Source organism: Staphylococcus americanisciuri (genome assembly GCF_024814435.1).
GTDB classification, from domain to species: domain Bacteria; phylum Bacillota; class Bacilli; order Staphylococcales; family Staphylococcaceae; genus Staphylococcus; species Staphylococcus americanisciuri.
The window spans coordinates 372,846-397,690 of sequence record NZ_JANUXY010000001.1 but is presented as its reverse complement, the minus strand read 5'-3'; the positions used below and the strand labels follow the sequence as shown (position 1 = coordinate 397,690).

At 37.2% G+C, this 24,845-nt stretch carries 24 protein-coding genes and 2 other annotated features (1 of these 26 only partly in view); of the genes, 23 read left to right on the top strand and 1 reads right to left on the bottom strand.

Features of this window, described 5'->3' with window-relative positions; all coding sequences use genetic code 11:
* Positions 1-15 (top strand) — a binding site (T-box leader); it begins 198 nt to the left of the window's first position.
* Between the two features lie 40 nt (positions 16-55).
* The 4 genes from NXS11_RS01925 to radC all read left to right on the top strand — a co-directional run bounded on the left by NXS11_RS01925 (position 56) and on the right by radC (position 5,500).
* Positions 56-2,686 (top strand): valine--tRNA ligase, encoded by a 2,631-nt coding sequence (locus tag NXS11_RS01925; protein ID WP_259198202.1) that lies wholly within the window; start codon positions 56-58, stop codon positions 2,684-2,686.
* A gap of 11 nt (positions 2,687-2,697) precedes the next feature.
* Positions 2,698-3,963, top strand: a complete 1,266-nt coding sequence (locus NXS11_RS01920) for a bifunctional folylpolyglutamate synthase/dihydrofolate synthase (RefSeq protein ID WP_259198201.1) — start codon at positions 2,698-2,700, stop codon at positions 3,961-3,963.
* Between the two features lie 137 nt (positions 3,964-4,100).
* The gene (locus NXS11_RS01915; protein WP_259198200.1) at positions 4,101-4,820 is read left to right on the top strand and encodes a prepilin peptidase; all 720 of its coding nucleotides are present in this window, start codon (positions 4,101-4,103) and stop codon (positions 4,818-4,820) included.
* Complete coding sequence (radC, locus tag NXS11_RS01910) at positions 4,817-5,500, top strand: RadC family protein (protein ID WP_259198198.1); 684 nt, start codon at positions 4,817-4,819, stop codon at positions 5,498-5,500. Before NXS11_RS01915 ends, radC begins: the two co-directional genes overlap by 4 nt.
* Before the next feature lie 82 nt (positions 5,501-5,582).
* Here the strand turns inward: radC and NXS11_RS01905 are convergent, their stop codons facing one another.
* Positions 5,583-5,744 (bottom strand): hypothetical protein, encoded by a 162-nt coding sequence (locus NXS11_RS01905; RefSeq protein ID WP_259198197.1) that lies wholly within the window; start codon positions 5,742-5,744, stop codon positions 5,583-5,585.
* Between the two features lie 289 nt (positions 5,745-6,033).
* Between NXS11_RS01905 and NXS11_RS01900 the strand changes: the two genes are divergently transcribed.
* The 19 genes from NXS11_RS01900 (at position 6,034) to NXS11_RS01810 (ending at position 24,506) form a co-directional block, all read left to right on the top strand.
* The gene (locus NXS11_RS01900) at positions 6,034-6,510 is read left to right on the top strand and encodes a DUF4930 family protein (RefSeq protein WP_259198195.1); all 477 of its coding nucleotides are present in this window, start codon (positions 6,034-6,036) and stop codon (positions 6,508-6,510) included.
* Between the two features lie 121 nt (positions 6,511-6,631).
* A complete protein-coding gene (gene mreC / locus NXS11_RS01895; RefSeq protein ID WP_259198194.1) occupies positions 6,632-7,468 on the top strand; it encodes a rod shape-determining protein MreC in 837 nt (278 codons plus the stop codon).
* Entirely contained in the window at positions 7,468-7,986 is a 519-nt protein-coding gene (gene mreD / locus NXS11_RS01890; protein WP_259198192.1) for a rod shape-determining protein MreD, read from the top strand. Before mreC ends, mreD begins: the two co-directional genes overlap by 1 nt.
* 35 nt (positions 7,987-8,021) lie before the next feature.
* Positions 8,022-8,094 (top strand) — a sequence feature (ribosomal protein L21 leader region).
* Positions 8,095-8,105: 11 nt separating this feature from the next.
* Positions 8,106-8,414 (top strand): 50S ribosomal protein L21, encoded by a 309-nt coding sequence (gene rplU, locus NXS11_RS01885; RefSeq protein WP_044360228.1) that lies wholly within the window; start codon positions 8,106-8,108, stop codon positions 8,412-8,414.
* A gap of 3 nt (positions 8,415-8,417) precedes the next feature.
* On the top strand, positions 8,418-8,738 hold the full coding sequence (locus tag NXS11_RS01880; RefSeq protein WP_259198189.1) for a ribosomal-processing cysteine protease Prp: 321 nt from the start codon (positions 8,418-8,420) through the stop codon (positions 8,736-8,738).
* Positions 8,739-8,748: 10 nt separating this feature from the next.
* Positions 8,749-9,033 carry a 50S ribosomal protein L27 gene (rpmA, locus tag NXS11_RS01875; protein WP_014613716.1) on the top strand — a complete coding sequence of 95 codons (285 nt, stop codon included), beginning with the start codon at positions 8,749-8,751 and terminating at the stop codon, positions 9,031-9,033.
* A 272-nt stretch (positions 9,034-9,305) separates the two neighbouring features.
* On the top strand, positions 9,306-10,595 hold the full coding sequence (gene obgE, locus NXS11_RS01870) for a GTPase ObgE (protein ID WP_259198173.1): 1,290 nt from the start codon (positions 9,306-9,308) through the stop codon (positions 10,593-10,595).
* A gap of 24 nt (positions 10,596-10,619) precedes the next feature.
* On the top strand, positions 10,620-11,063 hold the full coding sequence (locus NXS11_RS01865; RefSeq protein WP_259198171.1) for an ACT domain-containing protein: 444 nt from the start codon (positions 10,620-10,622) through the stop codon (positions 11,061-11,063).
* Positions 11,064-11,077: 14 nt separating this feature from the next.
* Positions 11,078-11,680, top strand: a complete 603-nt coding sequence (gene ruvA / locus NXS11_RS01860) for a Holliday junction branch migration protein RuvA (protein ID WP_259198168.1) — start codon at positions 11,078-11,080, stop codon at positions 11,678-11,680.
* A gap of 10 nt (positions 11,681-11,690) precedes the next feature.
* The gene (ruvB, locus tag NXS11_RS01855; protein ID WP_373319367.1) at positions 11,691-12,689 is read left to right on the top strand and encodes a Holliday junction branch migration DNA helicase RuvB; all 999 of its coding nucleotides are present in this window, start codon (positions 11,691-11,693) and stop codon (positions 12,687-12,689) included.
* A gap of 12 nt (positions 12,690-12,701) precedes the next feature.
* A complete protein-coding gene (gene queA / locus NXS11_RS01850; protein WP_259198167.1) occupies positions 12,702-13,727 on the top strand; it encodes a tRNA preQ1(34) S-adenosylmethionine ribosyltransferase-isomerase QueA in 1,026 nt (341 codons plus the stop codon).
* 17 nt (positions 13,728-13,744) lie between these two features.
* Entirely contained in the window at positions 13,745-14,884 is a 1,140-nt protein-coding gene (tgt, locus tag NXS11_RS01845) for a tRNA guanosine(34) transglycosylase Tgt (RefSeq protein WP_259198165.1), read from the top strand.
* A gap of 15 nt (positions 14,885-14,899) precedes the next feature.
* On the top strand, positions 14,900-15,163 hold the full coding sequence (gene yajC, locus NXS11_RS01840) for a preprotein translocase subunit YajC (RefSeq protein WP_259198164.1): 264 nt from the start codon (positions 14,900-14,902) through the stop codon (positions 15,161-15,163).
* A gap of 218 nt (positions 15,164-15,381) precedes the next feature.
* A complete protein-coding gene (gene secDF / locus NXS11_RS01835; protein ID WP_259198163.1) occupies positions 15,382-17,661 on the top strand; it encodes a protein translocase subunit SecDF in 2,280 nt (759 codons plus the stop codon).
* 280 nt (positions 17,662-17,941) lie between these two features.
* Positions 17,942-20,227, top strand: coding sequence for a single-stranded-DNA-specific exonuclease RecJ (gene recJ / locus NXS11_RS01830; protein ID WP_259198162.1), 2,286 nt, complete (start codon positions 17,942-17,944; stop codon positions 20,225-20,227).
* Positions 20,228-20,237: 10 nt separating this feature from the next.
* Complete coding sequence (locus NXS11_RS01825; protein ID WP_259198161.1) at positions 20,238-20,756, top strand: adenine phosphoribosyltransferase; 519 nt, start codon at positions 20,238-20,240, stop codon at positions 20,754-20,756.
* A gap of 220 nt (positions 20,757-20,976) precedes the next feature.
* Positions 20,977-23,166, top strand: coding sequence for a RelA/SpoT family protein (locus NXS11_RS01820; protein ID WP_259198160.1), 2,190 nt, complete (start codon positions 20,977-20,979; stop codon positions 23,164-23,166).
* Between the two features lie 12 nt (positions 23,167-23,178).
* Entirely contained in the window at positions 23,179-23,631 is a 453-nt protein-coding gene (gene dtd / locus NXS11_RS01815; protein WP_259198157.1) for a D-aminoacyl-tRNA deacylase, read from the top strand.
* Complete coding sequence (locus NXS11_RS01810; protein ID WP_259198156.1) at positions 23,628-24,506, top strand: N-acetylmuramoyl-L-alanine amidase family protein; 879 nt, start codon at positions 23,628-23,630, stop codon at positions 24,504-24,506. Before dtd ends, NXS11_RS01810 begins: the two co-directional genes overlap by 4 nt.
* Positions 24,507-24,845 lie beyond the last annotated feature (339 nt).

The following is a 24,845-nucleotide window of genomic DNA, read 5'->3' as shown; positions in this document are numbered from 1 at the left end:
ACATCCGTCCTATTTTTAGGACAGGTGTTCTTTTTATTTTTATGGAGGGATTTAAATGGACATGCAAACAAAATATAACCCGCAAGAAGTAGAAGCAGGACGTTACCAAGAATGGTTAGATAAAGAGCGTTTCAAGCCAAGTGGCGATCTTGATAAACCAACATATACAATTGTAATTCCGCCACCAAATGTGACAGGTAAGTTACATTTAGGACATGCGTGGGATACAACTTTGCAAGATATTTTAACGCGTATGAAGCGTATGCAAGGCTACGACACATTGTACTTACCCGGTATGGACCACGCTGGTATCGCAACGCAAGCAAAAGTAGAAGCCAAAATGCGTGAAGAAGGCATTTCTCGTCATGATATTGGTCGTGAGAAGTTCCTTGAAAAAGCATGGGAATGGAAAGAAGAATATGCCTCATTTATCCGTAAACAATGGGCGAAGTTAGGACTTGGTTTAGACTACTCTCGTGAACGTTTTACATTGGATGATGGTTTGAGCAAAGCCGTGCGTAAAGTATTCGTTGATATGTACAACAAAGGCTTAATTTATCGTGGCGAACGCATTATTAATTGGGATCCTGAAGCACGTACAGCATTATCAGACATCGAAGTGATTCATGAAGATGTAAACGGTAAGTTTTATCATTTTAAATATCCGTATACAGATGGTAGCGGTTACATAGAGATCGCGACAACACGTCCAGAAACAATGCTTGGGGATACAGCGATTGTTGTAAATCCAGATGATGAACGCTACAAAGATATTATTGGTAAAGAAGTAATTTTACCGATTGTTGGTCGTACGTTGCCAGTGTTAGCCGACGACTATGTAGATAAAGAATTTGGTAGTGGTGCGATGAAAGTAACGCCAGCACACGACCCGAATGACTTTGAAATTGGTAATCGTCATGGTTTAGAACGCATTGTGGTGATGGACGAAGCAGGGCGTATGAACGACAAAGCGGGTAAATATGAAGGTATGGATCGCTTTGAATGTCGTAAACAACTTGTAAAAGACTTAGAAGCGGAAGATTTAGTGATTAAAATTGAAGATCACGTACATTCTGTTGGACATTCTGAGCGTAGTGGCGCAGTTGTTGAACCGTACTTATCAACACAATGGTTCGTAAAAATGGCACCTCTAGCACAACAAGCACTCGACAATCAAAAAACTGATGGACGCATTGAATTTGTACCACCACGTTTTGAGAAAACATTCAATCGTTGGATGGAAGAAATTCGTGACTGGACTATTTCACGTCAACTTTGGTGGGGACATCAAATTCCTGCTTGGTATCATAATGAAACGGGTGAACTATATGTAGGTATGGAAGCACCAGAAGATAGCGAAAACTGGACGCAAGATGAAGATGTGCTTGATACATGGTTCTCTAGTGCGTTGTGGCCATTCTCAACATTGAATTGGCCAGATGAAGAAGCAGCCGATTATCAACGCTATTATCCAACAAATGTTTTAGTGACTGGCTATGATATTATTTTCTTCTGGGTTGCACGTATGATTTTCCAAGGTTTAGAGTTTACAGGTCAAAAACCATTTAGTGATGTATTACTTCATGGACTTGTTCGTGCAGAAGATGGCCGTAAGATGAGTAAATCTCTTGGTAATGGCGTTGACCCAATGGATGTTATTGATCAATATGGTGCTGACAGCTTACGTTACTTCTTAGCAACGGGTTCTTCACCAGGTCATGATTTAAGATATTCTACTGAAAAAGTTGAATCTGTATGGAATTTCATTAACAAAATTTGGAATGCCGCACGTTTTAGCTTAATGAATATCGGTGATGATTTTAAATTTGAAGATATTGATTTATCACAAAATCTTTCTGTTGCTGATCAATGGATTTTGACACGCTTGAATGAAACGATTGAAACAGTGACTGAGCTAAGTGATAAATACGAATTTGGTGAAGTAGGTCGTGCGCTTTATAACTTTATTTGGGATGAGTTCTGCGATTGGTATATCGAAATGAGCAAGATTCCTATGAATAGTGATGATGAAGCACAGAAAAATGTGACGCGTTCTGTATTGAGCTATACATTAGATCGCATTATGCGTTTGTTACATCCATTTATGCCATTTGTAACGGAGCATATTTGGCAAAACTTACCACATCAAGGTGAGTCAATTGTGACAAGTGCATGGCCAACAGTAAATGATGAATTAATGTTCCCAGAAAGCAAAGATGTGATGGAACAATTAGTTGAAATTATCAAATCAGTACGTCAATCACGTTTAGAAGTTAACACACCGTTATCAAAAGAGATTCCAATTATTATCCAAGCGAAAGATACAGCGATTCAACAATTGCTTGTCGATAACAAAGATTACTTAGAACGCTTCTGTAATCCAAGTACTTTAACGATTGAAACAGAAGTGACAATTCCTGAAAAAGCAATGACATCAGTGATTGCTGCTGGAAAAGTTGTTTTGCCACTTGAAGGTTTGATCGATATGGACAAAGAAATTGCTCGTTTAGAAAAAGACCTTGAAAAATGGCAAAAAGAGTTAGATCGTGTGAACAAGAAGCTTGCGAACGAAAACTTTGTGCAAAAAGCGCCTGAGAAAGTCATTCAAGAAGAGCGCGATAAACAATCAAAATATCAAGAAAAATATGATGGTGTTAAAGCACGAATTGAACAATTAAAAGCTTAGGAGTTAGAATTATGAATTATCTAGATAGCTTATATTGGATTCATGAACGTACGAAATTTGGTATTAAGCCAGGTGTCAAACGGATGCAATGGATGTTACAGCGCCTTGGGAACCCTGAACAGCACATTCAAGCAATTCATGTTGGTGGTACAAATGGTAAAGGGTCAACAGTTGCCTATTTGAGAGATGCGTTATTGAATAACGATTATCAAGTGGGGACATTTACCTCTCCATATATAGAATCGTTTAACGAGCGCATTAGTTTGAATGGCGTATCGATTTCTAATGATGATATTGTCGACTTAGTGCAACGGGTGAAGCCTGTGAGTGAGGCAATGGACGAAGAAACGGAGTTAGGTGTTGCAACAGAGTTTGAAATTATTACAACAATGATGTATTTGTATTTTGGGGAAATACGACCAGTAGATTTTGTAATTGTGGAAGCTGGATTAGGGATTAAAAATGATTCAACCAACGTCATTACTCCTATTTTAAGTGTTTTAACAAGTATTGGCTTAGATCATACAGACATTTTAGGTAATACGTATATAGATATTGCTAAAGACAAAAGTGCAATTATCAAAGAAGGGATTCCTGTTGTCTATGCTGTCAAAAATGAAGAAGCATTAAAGTTGATTCGTGATACAGCTGAAAAATTAGATGCAAAAGCATTGGAATTTGACCGAGATATTTTGATTATGTCGGAAGCGGATGAGTTCACATACCGTTATAAAGATTACGAGCTGGAGAACATTGCTTTGAATATGTTGGGTGAACATCAAAAAGAAAATGCAGCGCTTGCCATTACTGCTCTTATAGAATTGAATGAGCAGGGGAGGATTAACATCGACTTCAATAAAATGATTGATGGTATTGAACAGGTGAATTGGAGAGGTAGAATCGAACGTGTGTCGACAGATCCACTTATTATTTTGGACGGTGCGCATAACCGTGAAAGTGTTACTGCTTTAGTAGATACGATTAAAAAATATTACAATCTTGAAAGAGTAGATATTTTATTTTCGGCAATAGAAGGTAAACCAATCCATTTCATGTTGCAAGCCTTTGACGAAATTGCACAACATATTCATGTGACACATTTTAATTTTCCAAAAGCCTTACCAATGGAAAAATTATATGCTGAGATAGAAAGTGAACATAAATCAATGGTAGATGATTATGTTTCATTCATAAAAAGCTATCAAGGTGATGCATTGCTTGTTACAGGCAGTTTATATTTTATTAGTGAAGTTAAGACAAAATTAGGCTATCACTAAGTTCATTAAACAGTAATATACAGATTGTTGAAAAACATCTGTGTGTTACTGTTTCTTTTTGAGCATTGTCGGTTTGACGCATATTGGGTAACCAACTATAATCCAAGTCATACTATATGTACAAATGAGGAGGGACTATGATAGTATTAATCATTTTTCTTATTGGAAGTGCGCTTATGAGTTTCTTAATGCATGTTGCTAGTGCGCAACGCTTGTCATGTGACTTATTGTATCGTCGCTCCAGATGTCAGGCGTGTTTGCATACTCTAGCATTCAAAGATTTAATCCCTATTGTGAGTTACGTCAAGTTAAAAGGGTGTTGTCGCTATTGTAAGGCACCTATTCCGCGTAACTTATTGATTGCAGAAGTTTTTGGAGGCTTTATCGCGATTACGCCAGTATATATGACACTTTATCTTCAGACTACAACATTTTATTTGATTGCATTTATCCTCTTATGTCTTGCGTTTATTGATATTCAACGTTTAATTATTCTCCATCGATTTCTTTTTATATTACTAGTGGTGAGTTTCTTTTTGTACACACCCTCTATGTTTTCTGCTTCACAGCTATACTTCTTCATCATGCTTTTCATTTTAAGTTGCTGTTTACATCGTGTTATTGGGGTGGGAGACTTTAAATTATTAATGGTACTCTCTCTAATCTTACCGACACGTTTTATCATTTTTATGTTTTGGTTAACTTTTCCTCTGTGCTTATTATTTTTACCGGTTCTATATACTTGTGGTGTTCTAAAACTACCATTCATACCACTTGTTCCAGCTATTGCCGCTAGTTTTTATTGCGTATCATTATGGTATCCAACTCTAATTAATTTGATGGGGGGATTGTTATGACTCGAATTAATGATTTATGTGACCAAGAAAAACCTAAAGAACGTTTGTTAGAAAAAGGGGCACATGTGCTATCCAATACAGAGTTGTTAGCTATTTTATTGAATACTGGGCATTTTGGCTGTTCGAGTTTACAACTTGCCTCACAGTTGTTAAGTAATTATCAAACACTTGAAAGGTTAAGAACACTCTCAATTGTTGAATTAACGGCTATAAAAGGAATCGGAACAAATAAGGCGGTCACCTTAATGGCAGCTTTTGAATTATCTAGTAGAATGCATGCTGAAAGGCAGACTTATCTGACAGAGCCCATTCAAGAGCCACAACAAATTGCAGAGAAAATGTATGGTTTGATGTGTGGCTACACGCAAGAACACTTTGTTGTTTTGTTGCTAAATACTAAAAATCAAGTCATACATCAGAAGACGATCTTCATTGGGACATTAAACAGTGCGATTATTCATCCTAGAGAGGTTTTTAAAGAAGCAGTCAAGTGGTCGGCACATGCAATTATTGTTGTGCATAATCATCCTTCTGGAGACCCAACGCCTTCAGAAGCTGATATTCAAACAACTGAACGTTTAGTAGCGTGTGGGGAAGCGATGGGAATCGGTGTATTAGATCATATTATAGTGGGAGATCATAAGTATGTTTCAATTATGAGTGATTTTGAAGTGTCATAAAATAAAAAGGGACATCGACAAAATCAAAGTCCCAGCATGTACACAATATTTATTTGATGATGCGTATGAATTCATGAAATATTTATAGCTGAAGCCATTGAACGAGCCATAGAAACAATTCATAGCCAAGATATAATACAAATAAAAACAGTCCAATTTTTATAACCCATTTCAACAAAGTAAAACTAAATCTCAACATTAGAATAATAAGTAAGATAATTAAAAATAAAGTAATCAAGCTCATTGTAATGCCTCCTTTGTATATATTTTACAAAAAATAAATTTCTTTTTCATCCTACTAGAGCACAATATGTTATCGTACCTTAGTATGATGATTAATGCGCATATCTTTTGTATAATGGTAGAGTATGAATTTTGATATTAAATTGACTAGAATGGTATGTAATTGTAAGAAAAGCAATTGGAAGATAAGCGTCTTGTTGTGAGTATTGTTTTCATTACTGGCATACATGTAACGAAAGTGTGTGAAAAGGTATTAATATTGTTGGAAAATCAATTATGGAGGGATTGTATTGCGACTGTTTAGACGTATAATTAAAGTTGTGATTGTCTTAGTGTTGGTAGCAATGCTTATCGTGACTTCATTAAAATATTTACCGGGTATTAAAGACCAAGCTTGGAATCCATTAAACAATCAGGGCGTCGTTCAAGAAATTGATGAATCCGGATATGCAGTACCTTTGGTCGGACAAAATTATGTGTTACAGGAAAATGATCTGTTTCGTAACATTCCTAAAAGTAAAAGTCGGAAAATATTTGATTGGATTGATAAGTATGAGTTTACACAAGTGAATGAATTGCAACGTATGGCATTTGATGATACATATTTGGCTGCTGAACAGAATACGCAATTCATTTTATATCGCTTTGGTGATGATACAGTGCGCGTTTATACGACAGAGCACGATATGCAATATGATTTATATCAATTAGGTCATCCAATGAATCTATTGCCAGCCGAATCGTTTCAGTCTGCAGAAGGTAAATAACTAAGTAGTGATATCAAAACAAGACTAATTTTATAAATCGATGTTTGCTACTTTATTTACTAATTGGAGTGATATAAAATAAATAGATATAAACAAATACATGTAACTTGAGGTGTTGAGGTTGTCCAATTTTTTTAAAAACAACAAATTAGTGGTGTTGTTTTGTGCACTAATTTTATTTATTGGGTTGATTGGATTGTCTATTAGATCTAATATCCAATCTGTACCTGAGCAGTACGTCAGTGATACAACTTCATTCGGACAGCGGGTATTTTCATATCCGATGCATTTAGTAACAGGGTCAATTTCGAACTTTTTCAATGACAGACAACCTGCCACAAATCAAACGAAACAGCTTGAAGCAGATAATGCACGTCTGAAATCTGAAAATGAGAAGTTAAAAAAAGAACTGGATGTTACAGATATTTCAAAGTATGAGCCGGTATCTGCATCTGTTATTGCGAGACAACCTGATCAATGGATTAATACATTTGTGATTGATAAAGGTGCCAAGGATGGAATTAAGCCTAATATGGCAGTTATGACGACAGATGGATTAGTTGGTCAAGTAAGCAAAGTGAACCAGTTTTCTTCACAAGTTAATCTTGTCACTACAAAAGGGCGTTTAAACCGTCTATCAGTCAATGTATTACACGGTTCTAATGAGGTGTTCGGATTGATTGATCATTTTGATGAGAAAACTAACCATCTCATTGTGAGTGATATAGATAACAATGAGAATGTGAAAAAAGGGGATAAAGTTGTGACAAGTGGTTTGGGAGACCAATTACCAAAAGGACTTTATGTTGGTGAAGTTGAAAAGGTACAAAATGATCAATATGGTCTTTCAAAACAAGTGACGATTAAAACCGGAGCAAACTTGAACCAAATCATGCATGTTTATGTAGCGAAACGCGACCCTAAAACACTTGCAATTGATGAAGGGGAAGACAAGTAATGAAGAAAGCAATTTACTATGTCATTAGCGCACTGCTCTGTTTTTATTTGGATACATTGCTGACATTTTTGTCACCTATTTCAATCGGTCATATAAGGTTGATCTTTGTCCCACACTTGGTATTCTTATTTTTAATATTGATTACGGTTTATCGCAATACGAGTACTGCTTTGGTTTTAGGAATTTTAATAGGCATCATTCAAGATGTCTATTTCGGTCAATTATACGGTCTATATCTATTTGGATATCTATTGACTATTTTGATTGCAGATAAGTTTATAAAAGTATTTTTTAGAGACCATGTCATGGTGTATTGGATGATTCTATGCGGCATTGTATTCTTGGAGCTGTTTGTCGTTGGCGTATACAGTATATTAGGCTTGATAGAATTTCAGTTCATGTCGTTTTTAATGTTTAGACTTTTACCAACACTCTTTTTAAACGCACTATTACTGATTTTTATGTATGCTATTTTTGGAAGGAAAACAAAAGTTAAGCCAAGTCTTGACATCAAATAATCAGAGTGTTATGATTCAATAGTTGAGTAGTTCATAGCTACATACAACCGCTCAAATATAGGTTTAAGTACAGTATGTCACCTATATATGGCGTGACTTAAATATAGGAGGTGCAAAGTATGTTTGCTATTATCGAAACAGGTGGAAAACAAATCAAAGTTGAAGAAGGTCAAGAGATTTACGTTGAGAAGTTAGACGTGAACGAAGGTGACACATTCACTTTTGATAAAGTCCTTTTTGTAGGTGGAGATGCTGTTAAAGTTGGTGCGCCAACAGTTGAAGGTGCTACAGTTACAGCGACTGTTAACAAGCAAGGTCGCGGTAAAAAGATTACAGTATTCACATACCGTCGTCGTAAAGACTCTAAACGCAAAAAAGGTCATCGTCAGCCTTATACAAAGCTTACGATTGAAAAGATTAACGCTTAATATATGATTAATGTTGATATCACATTGAATGAAGAAGGTCGTGTTACAGATGTTGTGATGGCTGGACATGCCGACTTTGCAGAACATGGTGAGGATATCGTTTGTGCTGGTGCATCAGCGGTACTCTTTGGTAGTGTGAATGCGATAATAGGATTGACATCTGAAAGACCGGATATTGATTACAGTGACGATGGTGGATATTTTCATATAAGAAGTGTTGATACAAACAATGAACAAGCGCAGCTCATATTGCAAGCGATGCTCATATCTCTACAAACAATAGAAGACGAATATAGTGATTTTATTACATTAAATCTAAAGTGAGGTGTAACTCATGCTAAAATTAAACTTACAATTTTTCGCATCTAAAAAAGGGGTAAGTTCTACAAAAAACGGACGTGACTCTGAATCAAAACGCCTTGGTGCTAAACGTGCTGATGGACAATTCGTTACAGGTGGTTCAATCTTATTCCGCCAACGTGGAACTAAGATTTATCCAGGTGAAAACGTAGGTCGTGGTGGCGATGATACATTGTTCGCTAAAATCGATGGCGTTGTTAAATTTGAACGTAAAGGTCGCGACAAAAAACAAGTATCTGTATATGCAGTTGCTGAATAATTTGTCATCATTTAACACCAGAAGGTAACTTCTGGTGTTTATTTTTTAGACACTCATTTTTGATGATTTTAATTGTGGGAAGCGTGTCATTTATCATATGATAATACATGAGCTTAGATAAGATTTTAATACTAGATAGGGAGGCGCTGATTGGAGTGGCATGTATTTTTTACTTCTACTCAGCCCTTGCAAGAGTAGGACAACAGAATCTTTGAAGTAAAATGAGGGTTTGTCGTACTTCCATAGAAATATAAGTAAAAGAGGTGAACGGAATGTTTGTCGATCAAGTCAAAATATTTTTAAAGGCCGGTGACGGTGGTAATGGTATTACAGCATACCGTCGTGAAAAATACGTACCATTTGGTGGTCCAGCAGGTGGCGATGGGGGACGTGGTGCTTCTGTCGTATTTGAAGTAGATGAAGGGCTGCGCACATTAATGGATTTCCGATACCAACGTCAATTCAAGGCAAAAAAAGGTGAGAATGGTCAAAGCAGTAATATGCATGGTAAAAATGCAGAAGATCTCATCCTCAAAGTGCCACCTGGTACAATTGTAAAAAATGTAGAAACAGACCAGACACTTGCTGATTTAGTAGAACATGGTCAACGTGCAGTTATCGCAAAAGGAGGTCGTGGTGGCCGCGGAAATTCACGCTTTGCAACACCGAAAAACCCAGCACCAGACTTCAGTGAGAACGGCGAACCTGGTGAAGAATTAGAAGTTGTTTTGGAGTTGAAACTTTTAGCAGATGTTGGTCTTGTTGGCTTCCCAAGCGTTGGTAAATCAACATTATTATCCATCGTGTCAAAAGCAAAACCCAAAATTGGTGCTTATCATTTTACAACGATTCAACCTAACTTAGGTGTTGTGGTAACACCTGATCAACGCAGCTTTGTACTTGCAGATTTACCGGGTCTTATTGAAGGTGCGTCTGAAGGTGTAGGTTTAGGACATCAGTTTTTACGTCATGTTGAAAGAACAAAAGTTATTGTACATGTGATTGATATGAGTGGTATGGAAGGAAGAGATCCTTTTGAAGATTATCAAACAATCAATAACGAGTTACGTGCATATCAAAACCGCTTAGAAGAACGTCCACAAATTGTTGTGGCAAATAAGATGGATATCCCAGAGGCGGCTGAACAATTAGCCCTATTTAAAGAACAGCTCAACGCTGATATCCCAGTTATTCCGATTTCTTCATATACACGAGAAAATATTGATCAGTTGTTATATACGATTGCGAATACGTTGGAAGAAGTGAAGGATATTGACTTTAATGAAGAAGAAACTTCCACTGAAACGAATCGTGTGCTATATAAGCATATCCCGTCTCAAGATAAGTTCGAAATTACACGTGATGATGATGGTGCATATGTAGTGAGTGGTAATGCAATTGAACGTATGTTTAAAATGACTGACTTTAATAGTGATCCAGCTGTCCGTAGATTCGCACGCCAAATGCGCTCAATGGGTATTGACGATGCGTTGCGTGATAGAGGTGCAGAAAATGGAGATATTGTTCGAATTCTTGGCGGGGAATTTGAATTTGTAGAATAATAGTCGAATAAAGGGGTCGACAAGATGAAACCAAAATTTTATTTAATCCGTGAAGATGTGTTGCCATATGTCGTTGAAAAAGTATTGAAGGTAAAGGCATCATTGAAGGCTAATCCAACAATGACAGTTCAAGAAGCCGTGGTATTGCATGATTGTTCACGTAGTGCTTTTTATAAATATCGAGATACTATTTTTCCGTTAGAAGATATGAAGCAAGATTTAGAAGCTTTTACGATTATTTTATTTGTTAATGATAAAGTTGGTATTTTAGCACATATTCTTGAGAAACTTTCTGCGTTGAATTTTTCAGTGTTGACGATTCATCAAAGTGTCCCTATTGATGATAAAGCTTCCATTACGCTCTCCCTGAATGCAAGCAAAGCGACGTTAAATGCCTATGAAATTATTAATGAGTTGCGTCAAATAGATTATGTTTATAATGTAGATATTATTGGTATGAAAATGTAAGGAGTCGAGTAAGAATGTATGCATATATACGAGGTACAATAACGGAACTTCAACCTTCCTATATTATCGTGGAAACGACTTCTGGTATCGGCTATGAAATACAAACACCTAATTCATATCGTTTTCAAAGTTATTTGAATAAGTCGGTGATTGTTTATACTTCCTTGATTGTGAGGGAAGATGCACAGTTATTGTACGGCTTTATTAATCAAGAAGAGAAGACGATGTTTTTAAGCCTTATTAAAGTAACGGGTATTGGTCCAAAATCAGCGCTTGCTATATTAGCGGCAAGTACCCCTGGACAAGTGCAACGTGCAATTGAGCAAGAAGATGATGCTTATTTAACACAATTTCCTGGCATCGGTAAGAAAACAGCACGTCAGATTATCTTAGATCTTAAAGGGAAAGTGATGATTGCATCTTCTGATGATGGTGCTCAGATGACTATTGAGATGAATGCCGATGATCAGCAAATTAACAAAGAAGCCCTGCTCGCTTTGGATGCTTTAGGTTATTCTAAGCGCGAATTACAAAAAGTGGAAAAAGCAATGAAAAAGGAAACGTTCGAGTCGGTCGACGAAGCAGTGAAGTTTGGATTGAAACAATTAATCGGATAGGAGGTGCCTTATGGAACAAGATCGTATGATAGATGGACATGAAAATGTTTTTGATAATGACTTTGACTTATCATTACGCCCTGAATATTTACGACAATACATTGGGCAATCTGCTATTAAATCAAATCTAGAAGTATTTATTCAAGCTGCTAAGTTACGAGAAGAGCCACTAGATCACGTCTTATTATTTGGGCCTCCTGGATTGGGTAAAACAACGCTTTCACATATTATAGCGAATGAGATGGGTGTCAACATGCGCACCGTATCTGGTCCGTCGATTGAACGCCCGGGTGATTTAGCAGCAATACTTACGAATCTACACCCTGGTGATGTGTTATTTATAGATGAAATACATCGATTGAGTAGTGTTGTAGAAGAAGTATTGTATCCTGCAATGGAAGATTTTTTCTTGGATATTGTTGTCGGTAAGGGAGAAGAAGCGCGAAGCATTCGCATCGATTTGCCGCCTTTCACCTTGGTAGGTGCGACGACAAGAGCCGGAAGCTTAACAGGTCCATTACGCGATCGATTTGGTGTGCATTTGCGCTTAGAATATTATAGTGATATTGACTTGCAACATATCATTATGCGAACGGCAGAAGTGTTGGGTACTTCGATTGACAAAGAAAGTGCTAGAGAGATTGCCAAGCGTAGTCGAGGCACACCACGTATTGCCAATCGCTTGCTGAAGCGTGTTCGTGATTTCCAACAAGTGAATCAAGATGATATGATCTACATTGATACAACCAAACATGCTTTAAAATTGTTACAAGTGGATGATCAAGGTCTTGATTATATTGATCATAAGATGATGGCTTGCATTATTGAACAGTACCGTGGCGGTCCGGTTGGGCTAGATACAATAGCGGTTTCTATTGGAGAAGAGCGTGTCACTATAGAAGATGTATATGAGCCATTTCTTATTCAAAAAGGGTTTCTGGAGCGAACACCACGTGGTAGAAAAGCCACCCCTTTTGCTTATGAGCACTTCAATTATCCACAAAAGTAAGGAGTTTCTACGTTGAATATAGAAAAATTTGATTATGATTTGCCAGAATCTTTAATTGCGCAAACGCCCTTGAAAGATAGGGATACAAGTCGTCTGTTACATATGGACAGAAATACGGGTGAAGTTGAAGATTTGCGCTTTAAAGATATTTTACGTTTCTTTCAGTCGGGAGATACATTAGTGTTGAATGATACGAAAGTCATGCCAGCCCGACTCATCGGTTTGAAGACGGAAACGAATGCACAAGTTGAAATGTTGATGCTGAATCAAATAGAGGGCGATGATTGGGAAGTGTTGTTAAAGCCCGCGAAACGCATTAAGGTGGGACAGTCATTAAGTTTTGGTGATGGTAAAATTATTGCAACATGCATTGAAACACGCGATCAAGGGGGGCGTATCATGCGGTTACAATATGATGGAATTTTGCAAGAGCGCTTAGATGAATTGGGAGAGATGCCCTTACCCCCTTATATCAAAGAGCGTCTAGATGACAAAGATCGCTATCAAACCGTCTATGCTAAAGAAATTGGTTCTGCCGCTGCACCTACAGCAGGTCTACATTTTACTAATGATTTGTTAGAAGAAGTTGCAAAAATGGGTGTGAATCTGGCTTATGTAACGCTACATGTTGGACTAGGCACATTCCGTCCCGTAAGTGTAGACAATATAGATGATCATGAGATGCATAGTGAATTTTATATGATGTCTCAAGAAACAGCAGATTTATTGAATCGCACACAAGCAGAGGGTCACCGCATCATATCAGTGGGTACGACATCGACACGAACACTAGAGACAATTCGTCGCGATCACGATAAGTTTGTTGCAGTAAGTGGATGGACAGATATTTTTATTTATCCCGGCTTTGAATTTAAAGCAGTCGATGGATTAATCACTAATTTTCATCTGCCAAAATCAACACTTGTGATGCTTGTATCGGCATTTAGTACAAGACAATATGTATTAAATGCGTATAAACATGCGGTTAACGCTTCATATCGTTTCTTTAGTTTTGGCGATGCGATGATAATTATTTAATGTTAGGAGAGAACAAAATGCCAGCAGTGACATATGAACATATCAAGACGTGTAAACAATCTGGTGCACGCCTTGGTATTGTTCACACGCCCCATGGCTCATTTGAAACACCTATGTTTATGCCAGTTGGAACAAAAGCAACTGTTAAAACAATGAGTCCAGAAGAATTGAAGCAAATGAATACAAAAATATTGCTTGGTAATACATATCATCTATGGTTACAACCAGGCAATGATATCGTTAAACAAGCAGGTGGTTTACATAAGTTTATGAATTGGGATGGCCCTATTTTGACAGACTCGGGTGGATTCCAAGTGTTCAGCTTAAGCAATCTGCGTAAGATTACTGAAGAAGGTGTTGAATTTAGACATCATGCGAATGGATCGAAGTTATTTTTATCACCTGAAGATTCGATTAAAATACAGAATGATCTAGGTTCTGATATTATTATGGCTTTTGATGAATGCCCACCAATGCCAGCAGAATATCAATATGTCAAAGATTCATTAGAGCGTACGACAAGATGGGCAGAACGCTGTAAGCAAGCACATCAACGCCCAGAAGATCAAGCGTTATTCGGTATTATTCAAGGTGGCGAATACAAAGACCTTCGCCAGCAATCAGCTGAGGCACTCGTTGCGTTAGACTTCCCAGGCTATGCAATCGGTGGTTTGTCTGTGGGTGAGCCTAAACCAGTAATGTACGATATGGTGTCACACACTGTTCAATACATGCCGGAAGATAAACCACGTTATCTAATGGGTGTAGGTTCCCCAGATGCTTTGATTGAATGCAGTATTCGTGGGATGGATATGTTTGATTGTGTATTACCAACACGTATTGCACGTAATGGCACATGTATGACTTCGCATGGTCGTTTAGTCGTTAAAAACGCCCAATTTAAAGATGATTTCCGTCCGTTAGATGAAAATTGTGATTGTTATACATGTAAAAATTATACGCGCGCATACCTTCGTCACTTAATAAAAGCTGATGAAACTTTCGGTATTCGCCTTACTACTTATCACAACTTACATTTTCTGTTAAAATTAATGGAGAACATTAGACAGGCTATTCGAGAAGATCGTCTTTTAGATTTTAAAGAGGAATTTTTTGAACAATATGGTCTAAATGTTGAAAATCCAAAAAATTTCTAGATAGGAGTTTGATTTATGTCTTCAGTTATTAGTTTATTGCCACTTATACTTTTATTTGTAGTAATGTGGTTCTTTATGATTCGTCCACAACAAAAACGTGCGAAAGAACATCGTGAAATGGTGGATCAATTACAAGCAGGTCAACGTGTTACAACAATCGGTGGCATCAAAGGAACTGTGCGTGCTGTGGATGAAACAACAGCAGTTATTACTGTTAATGGTAAAGGCACTGAACTTTCATTTGAAAAACAAGCAATTAAACAAGTTGACCCATCATAAACAGCATAAATAAAAGTGCAACTCGTAGCTGGGACAATAAGACTTTGTTCCAGCTTATATTATTTTTATAGGGTTTCTAAATAAAGCGTGCTACAATATTTTTACGAATTAGCATGAATTTGATATGATAGGTAATGTTGATTGTTGGGGCTTAAACATCCGACTCTATAGTTCAAATAAATAATATTTTAAGAAGTTTAAATAAATGAGGTGTTTTTGTGAAAAAAGCAAGTAGATTGATTGGTTTTTTGGTCATTGTCGCATTGCTGTTTGGCTTGATGGCATCGACCTATAAAAATGTAATCAAAGATGTTAGTCTAGGGCTCGATTTACAAGGTGGCTTTGAAGTCTTGTATCAAGTTGATCCCTTACAAAAAGGAGATAAGATTGACAGCACTGCGGTTGAATCTACTGCCAAGACACTTGAACGACGTGTCAATGTATTAGGGGTTTCTGAACCGAAAATTCAAGTAGAAGATAAGAACCGTATTCGTGTTCAATTAGCTGGTGTTAAAGACCAGACTCAAGCGCGTAAAATCCTATCATCACAAGCTAATTTAACGATTCGAGATGCAGATGACAAAGTATTGCTGACAGGTAAAGACCTTGTGCAAGGTTCTGCCAAACAAGAATTTAAGCAGAATACAAATGCACCAGCAGTTACTTTCAAATTAAAAGATAGTAAGAAATTCGCACGAGTGACTGAAGAAATTTCGAAAAAAGACGAAAATGTCATGGTTGTATGGCTAGACTTTAAAAAAGGCGATAGCTATCAAGATGAGAAAACAAAAGAAGATCCAAAATATATCTCTGCAGCGTCTGTAGAACAAGCAATTGACTCTGAAAGTGTTGAAATTTCTGGTGGTTTCCAAGGAGAAGATGGGATTGCAGAAGCAAAGCAAATTGCGGATCTGCTAAACTCTGGTTCACTACCAGTTAGTTTGAAAGAAATCTATTCAACATCTGTCGGTGCACAATTTGGTCAAGATGCATTAGATAAGACAATCTTTGCATCTGTGCTGGGTGTCGGTATTATTTTTGCCTTTATGTTGTTGTTCTACCACATTCCAGGTGCGATTGCAGTTATCACATTGACGACATATATTTATTTAACAATGGTAGCCTTTAACTTTATTGGTGGTGTGTTAACACTTCCAGGTTTAGCAGCCTTAGTATTAGGTGTTGGTATGGCCGTCGATGCGAACATCATTATGTATGAACGTATTAAAGATGAAATACGTATTGGTCGTACACTCAAGCAGGCTTATAAAAAGGCGAGCAAAAGTTCCTTTATTACAATCTTAGATGCCAACTTGACAACCGTACTCGCAGCTACAGTATTGTTCTTCTTCGGTGAAAGTTCGGTTAAAGGGTTTGCAACAATGCTCTTACTAGCTATTCTTATGAGTTTTGTTACAGCGGTATTCTTAACACGTATTTTATTATCGTTACTTGTTCATTCAAACTTCTTCAAGAAAAAAATGTGGTTGTTTGGTGTGCGTCGTAAAGATATTCATAGTATTAATGAAGGCTACAATGTGCCGGATCTTTCAACACCTTATGACAAGATTGACTTCATGAAGATTGCGAAGCCGTTATTCGTCTTAAGTGGTATTGTTATTATCGCAGGTGTGGTGATTATTTCAATCTTCAAGTTAAACTTAGGTATTGATTTCACATCAGGAACACGTGTTGATTTCCAAGCAGACCAACGTTTAAAACAAGTTGAAATCGAAAAGAAAATGGAAGCTATTGATTTGAAACCGAATCAAATGTCTATAGGTGGCGACAAGGAACAAAATGCTTCAATGCAGTATAAGCATGACTTAACAAAAGAAGAAATTTCCAAACTCAAGTCAACGTTGCATGATGCATACAATGCGGATCCATCGGTCAACACAGTGTCACCAACTATTGGACAAGAGTTAGCTAAGAATGCCATGTTAGCGGTCTTACTTGCATCAATAGGTATGATTATCTATATTACGTTAAGATTTGAATGGCGCATGGGTATTTCATCTATTATTTCATTATTGCATGATGCGTTCATGATCATTGCTGTATTCAGCTTATTGCGTTTAGAAGTAGATATTACATTCATTGCAGCTGTACTTACGATTATCGGTTACTCTATCAATGATACAATCGTAACGTTTGACCGTGTACGTGAAATGTTAGCCAATGTTAAAGTCATCACGAAAGCATCACAGATTGATTACATTGTTAATAGCTCAATCCGTCAAACATTAACACGCTCCATTAACACGGTACTAACAGTTGTTGTTGTCGTTGTTGCGTTGTTAATCTTCGGTGCTTCAAGTATTTTCAACTTCTCACTAGCATTATTAATTGGTTTAGTCACTGGTGTGTACTCATCTATCTTTATTGCAGTACCACTATGGGGAATGTTGAAGAAACGTGAACTGCGCAAGTCAGAGAACCACAAATTAGTCGTCTACAAACGCAAGCGTACAAACGACGAAAAAGTCTTAGTATAATAAGCTCTATAAAGACATGTGTTATTGTAAGAGATAACGCATGTCTTTTTAAGTACGCTCGTAACTTAATGATGAAAGTCCGTTACAGGCTTGGTAGTAGGAACTGTGAGAGAAAGATAGCAGCGTTGGCTTACGTAAGATATCGAGTCGCGATTTGTATACTTAGGCGATGTGAGAGGGCGAATAGTTAACTGATGGTTATGCGCCTACACGATTATGTATACTTTTTATTTGGAAATTTTTTCGATATAATACGTTGTGTAGAAAGAGGTATATAACGATGATAAAACCGAAATATCAATGGGTAAGTAATGAGCAGCATGATCGAATAGATGATGCGCTTCTCCAGCAATTTAATATTACGCCAATTATGCAACGAATCTTAGAAGGTAAAGGAATCATCTCAGAAGCGGCATTATCAGAAATATTAACAGATCAATATATCAACCATGATCCAATGTTAATGAGCGATATGTCGAAAGCTGTTGAGCGAATTCGTCAAGCTATTACAAAACAAGAGCCGATTCTCGTATATGGTGATTATGATGCAGATGGTGTCACTTCAACAACTATAATGATAAATACACTAAGACATTTGGGTGCCATTGTCGGATGGTATATTCCGAATCGTTTTACTGAAGGATATGGACCAAGTAAAGTCGCTTTTCAGAATGCGATAGATGAAGGGGTCTCACTTATTATTACGGTAGATAACGGGATTCAAGGTCACGAGGAAATTGCATTGGTTCAGGAACAAGGCGTGGACGTTATTGTAACAGATCATCATGAGATAGGCACGACATTGCCGAACGCATATGCGATTGTACATCCGATGCACCCGGATTATGATTATCCATGCCGTTATTTATGCGGCGCGGGTGTGGCATTAAAAGTTGCCAGTGCATTACTGGACGGTGAAGTGCCAAGTTATTATTGGGGTCTTGCAGCAATCGGTACTGTGGCAGATTTAGTGCCATTGACAGATGAAAACCGTACGATTGTGAAACAAGGGTTGAAGCAATTGAACGATGAGCAGTCAGCTTCTGTAACGGCTATTCTAGAACAAGCAGGTTATGATGAGGTAATAACAGAAGAAACAATCGGCTTTATCATTGCACCAAGGTTGAATGCTGTTGGTCGATTAGAAGACGCTAGTTTAGCAGCAGAGTTGTTAATGGCTGACGAATATGAGGAAGCAGCGTTTTTAGCTGAGCAAGTCGAACATTTCAATATTGAACGGAAAGATATCGTTCATACGATCGCTGAAGAAGCATTGGCCATGGCAGAGGCATTTGTAGCGCGCGGCGATCAATTTCTTGTATTGGCTCAAGAAGGTTGGCATGAAGGGGTATTAGGTATAGTTGCCTCTCGAATTGTTGAGACTTATCATTTACCAACAATGGTGCTCAACCTTGATACAGATAAAGAATATGCGAAAGGATCTGCACGCAGCATTGATCAAGTGTCAATGTTTGATGCTTTATCTGAGCAAGCAGACCTTATTCAAAAGTTTGGTGGACATCATATGGCAGCAGGCTTAACATTGCAATTAGCAAATGTCGATGCGTTACAAGCTAGCTTGAATCAATGGATGCGTCAACAATATGCTGATATATCGTTACAGCCAAAGAAAACAGTTGATGCAGTCATCCAGTTAGAAGATGTGACAGTTGATAACATACAAGCAATGAATCGACTGCGACCTTTTGGTATGGGTTTTGGTAAACCGCTTATCCAACTCTCAGATATGTGTGTCCAGCAAGTTAAAGCAATTGGTCAGCAACAGAGTCACTTGAAGGTTTCTTTTGAATCCACACAGATGCAAGGTCTTTTTTGGAATCAAGGTGCTTTAGCTGCTGAGTTGATGACTGGTCAGAAGGTAGATATGATAGGTGAATTACAAATCAATGAGTGGAATGGTAATCGTAATGCACAAATTATATTATCTGACATTGCGAGTAATGAACGCCAAATTTTGGATTATCGCAGTAAAAATAAAAAATTACCGTCTTTGGAATCCAGCAACGACGTTATATATTTGATTCACCCAAGTCAAGATAAAACACGTGATAACGAATTTTATTATGGTGAAACAATTCCTCAGCATTACGATAAGTGTATATTGCGTGACTTGCCGTTAACTTTAGAAGATATTGAATCGACATTGCAGCAGCTAGAAGTTTCTCAAATTTATCTTGTCTTTGCACATGAACGTTCAATTTACTTTGAAGGAATGCCACAACAAGCTGTTTTTAAACAGTGCTATAAATCATTATTACAAAAAGGACAAACTAATCTTGCACAAGATGGTATGGCTTTATGTCAATTTTTAAATATTAAGCCGAATATTTTAAAATTTATTTTGAAAGTTTTTCTGGACTTAAATCTTATTTCACAAAAAGATGGTATAATTGAAACTGTGCAGCCGACAGATAAACGACCGATTGAAACGAGTCGAGTCTATCAAGCACGTGTGCAACGTATGGAAGTTGAAAAGTACTTACTTTATGATGAATTTAGTGCGGTTAAGACATGGATTGAGTCATTATTGACGCGCACGAATTAGGAGGATATTGATGGATTTAAAACAATACGTTTCAGAGGTTCAAGATTGGCCTCAAAAAGGTGTAAGCTTCAAAGATATTACGACAATTATGGATAATGGAGAAGCTTATGGCTATGCAACTGATCAAATAGTTAAATATGCGAAAGAAAAGCATGTTGACATCGTTGTAGGTCCTGAAGCGAGAGGCTTTATTATAGGTTGTCCGGTTGCCTATGCGATGGGGATTGGTTTTGCACCGGTTCGTAAAGAAGGCAAATTACCAAGAGAAGTAATACGCTATGAGTACGACTTAGAATATGGAAGTAATGTTTTAACGATGCATGCAGATGCTATCAAGCCAGGTCAACGCGTACTGATTACAGATGATTTGTTAGCAACAGGTGGTACGATTGAAGCAACAATTCGTCTAGTAGAACAACAAGGTGGTATTGTTGCTGGGATTGCATTTATTATAGAGTTGGCATACTTAAACGGTATGGAAAAAATTAAAGATTATGACGTGATGTGCTTAATTTCATACGATGAATAAAAAATATATTGAGTCGAAATATATACAAAAGCGGAATAGCAATAGCTGTTCTGCTCTTTTTTGGTAAAAATGCTACACTATGAATCATGTAAAATCTGTATGTAAAAAACTGTGGTATTTTTTAGAAAAATGATAAGATAAAAAGATACATCATATAGTTCAATTATTGGAAAGCTTGTAGTATGATAGAGTAAATATTGATTTTGTTGGGGGTGTCTACTTGAATAACGAATATCCATATAGTGCTGATGAGGTACTACATAAAGCTAAAACATACCTCAATGAAGAGCAGTACGCATATGTACTTAAAAGTTATCATATTGCGTACAAAGCACACGAAGGGCAATTCCGTAAAAATGGATTACCATATATTATGCACCCCATTCAAGTAGCGGGTATATTAACAGAAATGCGCTTGGATGGTCCGACAATTGTGGCAGGATTTTTACATGATGTTATAGAAGATACATCCTATACGTTTAATGATGTGGCAGAAATTTTTAATGTTGAGATTGCGACAATTGTAGATGGTGTGACGAAACTGAAAAAAGTGAAGTATCGTTCAAAAGAAGAGCAACAAGCGGAAAATCATCGCAAACTATTTATTGCGATTGCGAAAGATGTACGTGTCATTTTAGTTAAACTTGCAGATAGATTACATAATATGAGAACGCTCCGTGCTATGCCACGCGAAAAGCAAATCCGCATTTCCAAAGAGACATTAGAGATATATGCACCACTTGCCCATCGTCTGGGGATTAATACGATCAAATGGGAACTTGAAGACATTGCGTTGCGCTATATTGATAATGTTCAATATTTTAGAATTGTCAATCTAATGAAGAAAAAGCGTAGTGAACGAGAAGCTTATATTGATAATGCGATTCATAATATACGTAAAGAGATGGATATTATGAATATTGATGGGGAAATTAGCGGTCGTCCAAAACATATTTATAGTATTTATCGTAAAATGATGAAACAGAAAAAGCAATTTGATCAGATTTTTGATTTGTTAGCAGTTCGTGTCATTGTTCATTCAATAAAAGATTGCTATGCTGTGCTCGGACTTGTCCATACACTGTGGAAGCCCATGCCAGGACGCTTTAAAGATTATATTGCTATGCCGAAGCAAAATATGTACCAATCGTTGCATACAACAGTAGTTGGCCCGAATGGAGATCCACTTGAGATTCAGATTCGTACATTCGAGATGCATGAAATTGCTGAACATGGTGTTGCAGCGCACTGGGCATATAAAGAAGGCAAACAAGTGACACAAGACAGTGAAACATATCATAAAAAGCTTAATTGGCTCAAAGATATTGCTGAAACGGATCATACTTCTACAGATGCGCAAGAGTTCATTGAGTCTTTAAAGTTTGATTTACAAAGTGATAAAGTTTATGCATTCACGCCAGCAAGCGATGTTATCGAGTTGCCATATGGCGCAGTACCGATTGATTTTGCATATGCCATCCATAGCGAAGTTGGTAATAAAATGATTGGTGCCAAGGTGAATGGAAAAATAGTACCGATTGATTATGTTCTTCAAACGGGGGATATAGTTGAAATTCGGACGAGTAAGCATTCCTATGGGCCGAGCCGTGATTGGTTGAAAATTGTACGTTCATCAAGTGCGAAAAGTAAGATTAAAAGTTTCTTTAAAAAGCAAGATCGTTCATCAAATATAGAAAAAGGCAAATTCATGGTTGAAGCAGAATTAAAAGAACAAGGCTTCAAAGTGGATGAAGTTTTAACGGAAGCTAATCTTAAAATCGTCAATGAAAAATATAACTTTGCGAATGAATCTGATTTATATGCGTCTGTTGGATTTGGAGGCGTAACCTCTCAACAAATCGTCAATAAGCTTACAGAACGCATTCGTATTGAACAAAAGCAACGTGCGCTAAATCAAGCACAAGAGGTCACAAAATCTGTGCCAATCAAAGACTATATTACTACTGATTCAGGTGTATATGTTGAAGGGTTAGACAATGTCCTTATCAAACTATCAAAATGCTGTAACCCAATCCCTGGCGATAAGATATTAGGCTATATCACGAAAGGGCATGGTATCAAGGTCCATCGTACAGATTGTCCAAATATCCAAAATGAAAATGAGCGCTTGATAGATGTTGAATGGGTCAAATCAAAAGATGCGTCACAGAAATATCAAGTAGACCTTGAAGTAACTGCATATGATCGTAATGGCTTATTGAATGAAGTTTTGCAAGCGGTGAATAGTACGTCTAGTCATTTGGTTAAAGTATCAGGCAAGTCTGATATTGATAAAAATGCAGTGATTAATTTAAGTATTATGGTAAAAAATGTACATGAGGTATTCAAAGTTGCTGACAAAATTAAGCAACTTGGTGATATTTATACTGTAACTCGAGTTTGGAATTAGGAGTGTCTGATTATGAAAATTGTCGTTCAACGTGTTAAATCTGCGGCAGTAACGAATGCGACAGTGCATCGTGAAATTGCTAAGGGATTCTGTTTGTTGGTAGGAATTGGCAACGGAGATACTATCACAGACGCAGAGGTATTAGCGAAAAAAATTGTGAATGCACGCATTTTTGAAGATGACGCAGGTAAGCTCAATTTAAATATACAACAGATTAAAGGGGCTATTTTGTCTATTTCTCAATTCACCTTGTATGCGGATGTCAAAAAAGGTAATCGTCCAGGTTTTTCCAATGCTATGGCGCCCGATGAAGCAAATGCTTTATATGAAAAGTTTAATGATATTTTGCGTACTTATGAGTTACCAGTAGAAACAGGTGTTTTTGGAACAGATATGTTAATTGATATCCAGAATGATGGTCCAGTGACAATCATCTATGAAAGTGAAAATGGCAAAATCCTATGAAAAAACTGGAGCGATGGCTTAGACAGAAAAAGTTAAATCCGAAACGTGTTTATATGGCAGTCTTGGCGCTTTTATTCGTTTGTATTATCGTCGCTGCTTCCATTGCCCTCTTGACTCCAAATAATGATAAAGTGCGTTTAACTGAAGATGCGGAACTGCGGACGGGACCAAATGCTGCATATCCAGTGTTATACAAAGTAGAGGAAGGCGATACTTTTAAGATTTTGTCTCGCTCTGGCAAGTGGATCGAAGTGGCTTCTACAGATCATAAACAAAAAGGATGGATAGCAGGTTGGCATACTAATTTAGACATTAAAGAAGATGTTGACCCTAACGCACGCCCTCTGAAAAATAAAGTCATTGTGTTGGATCCTGGACACGGGGGTGGTGACCAAGGTGCATCAAGTCGAACTGGAAAAAAAACACTTGAAAAAGATGTCACTTTAAAAACGAGTCTTGAATTGAAAAAAAGACTTGAAAAAGAAGGGGCCATAGTGAAGTTGACGCGCAAGGATGATACGTATGTGAAGTTGAAAGATCGTAAAGCAACAGGTGATATATTTATCAGTATTCATAACGATGCTTTGGAATCAGCGGATGCCAATGGTGCAACAGTATATTGGTATCATAAAAATCAAGAAGCATTAGCCAATACACTTAATGCGAGCATTCAGAAAAAAGCGTTACTTACTGATCGAGGTTCACGACAAGAGAATTATCAAGTGTTACGGCAGACTAAAAAGCCAGCTGTTTTATTAGAGCTAGGTTATATTAGTAACCCAACAGATGAAACATTAATTAATGACAAAAATCATCGTTATATTGTAGAATCTGCCATAGTAGACGGTTTAAAGAATTATTTTCTTTACCAATAGCTTGAAAAAAAAATCAAAAACAGTTATGATGGTAAATGAATTTTATATGAATCACCGTTAGTATTCTTGAATACGTATAATGAAATGTGGATTATGTTCCAAAGAGAGTTTGTCCTAGGCTGCGAGACAGATCATGGAGTTATACGCTTTGAACACAAGAAGAGGTACTTTATGAAAATAAAGTCGTGTTGCGAACGTTATCAGCAAAAGAGTGAAGATAATACACAGAGGTGTATATCTTAATTAGGGTGGCAACACGGCAACGAACGTCCCTTATATGTGAAAGCAGCATATAAGGGACGTTTTAATTTTTGTTGCAAGCACGAAAGACAGAGTTTG

What these genes read in the sequence shown, in the direction of transcription:
- rpmA (WP_014613716.1), top strand. Translation starts at nt 8,749, where the DNA reads ATGCTAAAATTAAACTTACAATTTTTCGCATCTAAAAAAGGGGTAAGT.
- NXS11_RS01880 (WP_259198189.1), top strand. Translation starts at nt 8,418, where the DNA reads ATGATTAATGTTGATATCACATTGAATGAAGAAGGTCGTGTTACAGAT.
- NXS11_RS01915 (WP_259198200.1), top strand. Translation starts at nt 4,101, where the DNA reads ATGATAGTATTAATCATTTTTCTTATTGGAAGTGCGCTTATGAGTTTC.
- NXS11_RS01810 (WP_259198156.1), top strand. Translation starts at nt 23,628, where the DNA reads ATGAAAAAACTGGAGCGATGGCTTAGACAGAAAAAGTTAAATCCGAAA.
- NXS11_RS01925 (WP_259198202.1), top strand. Translation starts at nt 56, where the DNA reads ATGGACATGCAAACAAAATATAACCCGCAAGAAGTAGAAGCAGGACGT.
- radC (WP_259198198.1), top strand. Translation starts at nt 4,817, where the DNA reads ATGACTCGAATTAATGATTTATGTGACCAAGAAAAACCTAAAGAACGT.
- mreD (WP_259198192.1), top strand. Translation starts at nt 7,468, where the DNA reads ATGAAGAAAGCAATTTACTATGTCATTAGCGCACTGCTCTGTTTTTAT.
- dtd (WP_259198157.1), top strand. Translation starts at nt 23,179, where the DNA reads ATGAAAATTGTCGTTCAACGTGTTAAATCTGCGGCAGTAACGAATGCG.
- obgE (WP_259198173.1), top strand. Translation starts at nt 9,306, where the DNA reads ATGTTTGTCGATCAAGTCAAAATATTTTTAAAGGCCGGTGACGGTGGT.
- rplU (WP_044360228.1), top strand. Translation starts at nt 8,106, where the DNA reads ATGTTTGCTATTATCGAAACAGGTGGAAAACAAATCAAAGTTGAAGAA.
- NXS11_RS01920 (WP_259198201.1), top strand. Translation starts at nt 2,698, where the DNA reads ATGAATTATCTAGATAGCTTATATTGGATTCATGAACGTACGAAATTT.
- ruvB (WP_373319367.1), top strand. Translation starts at nt 11,691, where the DNA reads ATGGAACAAGATCGTATGATAGATGGACATGAAAATGTTTTTGATAAT.
- yajC (WP_259198164.1), top strand. Translation starts at nt 14,900, where the DNA reads ATGTCTTCAGTTATTAGTTTATTGCCACTTATACTTTTATTTGTAGTA.
- NXS11_RS01865 (WP_259198171.1), top strand. Translation starts at nt 10,620, where the DNA reads ATGAAACCAAAATTTTATTTAATCCGTGAAGATGTGTTGCCATATGTC.
- recJ (WP_259198162.1), top strand. Translation starts at nt 17,942, where the DNA reads ATGATAAAACCGAAATATCAATGGGTAAGTAATGAGCAGCATGATCGA.
- ruvA (WP_259198168.1), top strand. Translation starts at nt 11,078, where the DNA reads ATGTATGCATATATACGAGGTACAATAACGGAACTTCAACCTTCCTAT.
- NXS11_RS01905 (WP_259198197.1), bottom strand. Translation starts at nt 5,744, where the DNA reads ATGAGCTTGATTACTTTATTTTTAATTATCTTACTTATTATTCTAATG.
- NXS11_RS01825 (WP_259198161.1), top strand. Translation starts at nt 20,238, where the DNA reads ATGGATTTAAAACAATACGTTTCAGAGGTTCAAGATTGGCCTCAAAAA.
- tgt (WP_259198165.1), top strand. Translation starts at nt 13,745, where the DNA reads ATGCCAGCAGTGACATATGAACATATCAAGACGTGTAAACAATCTGGT.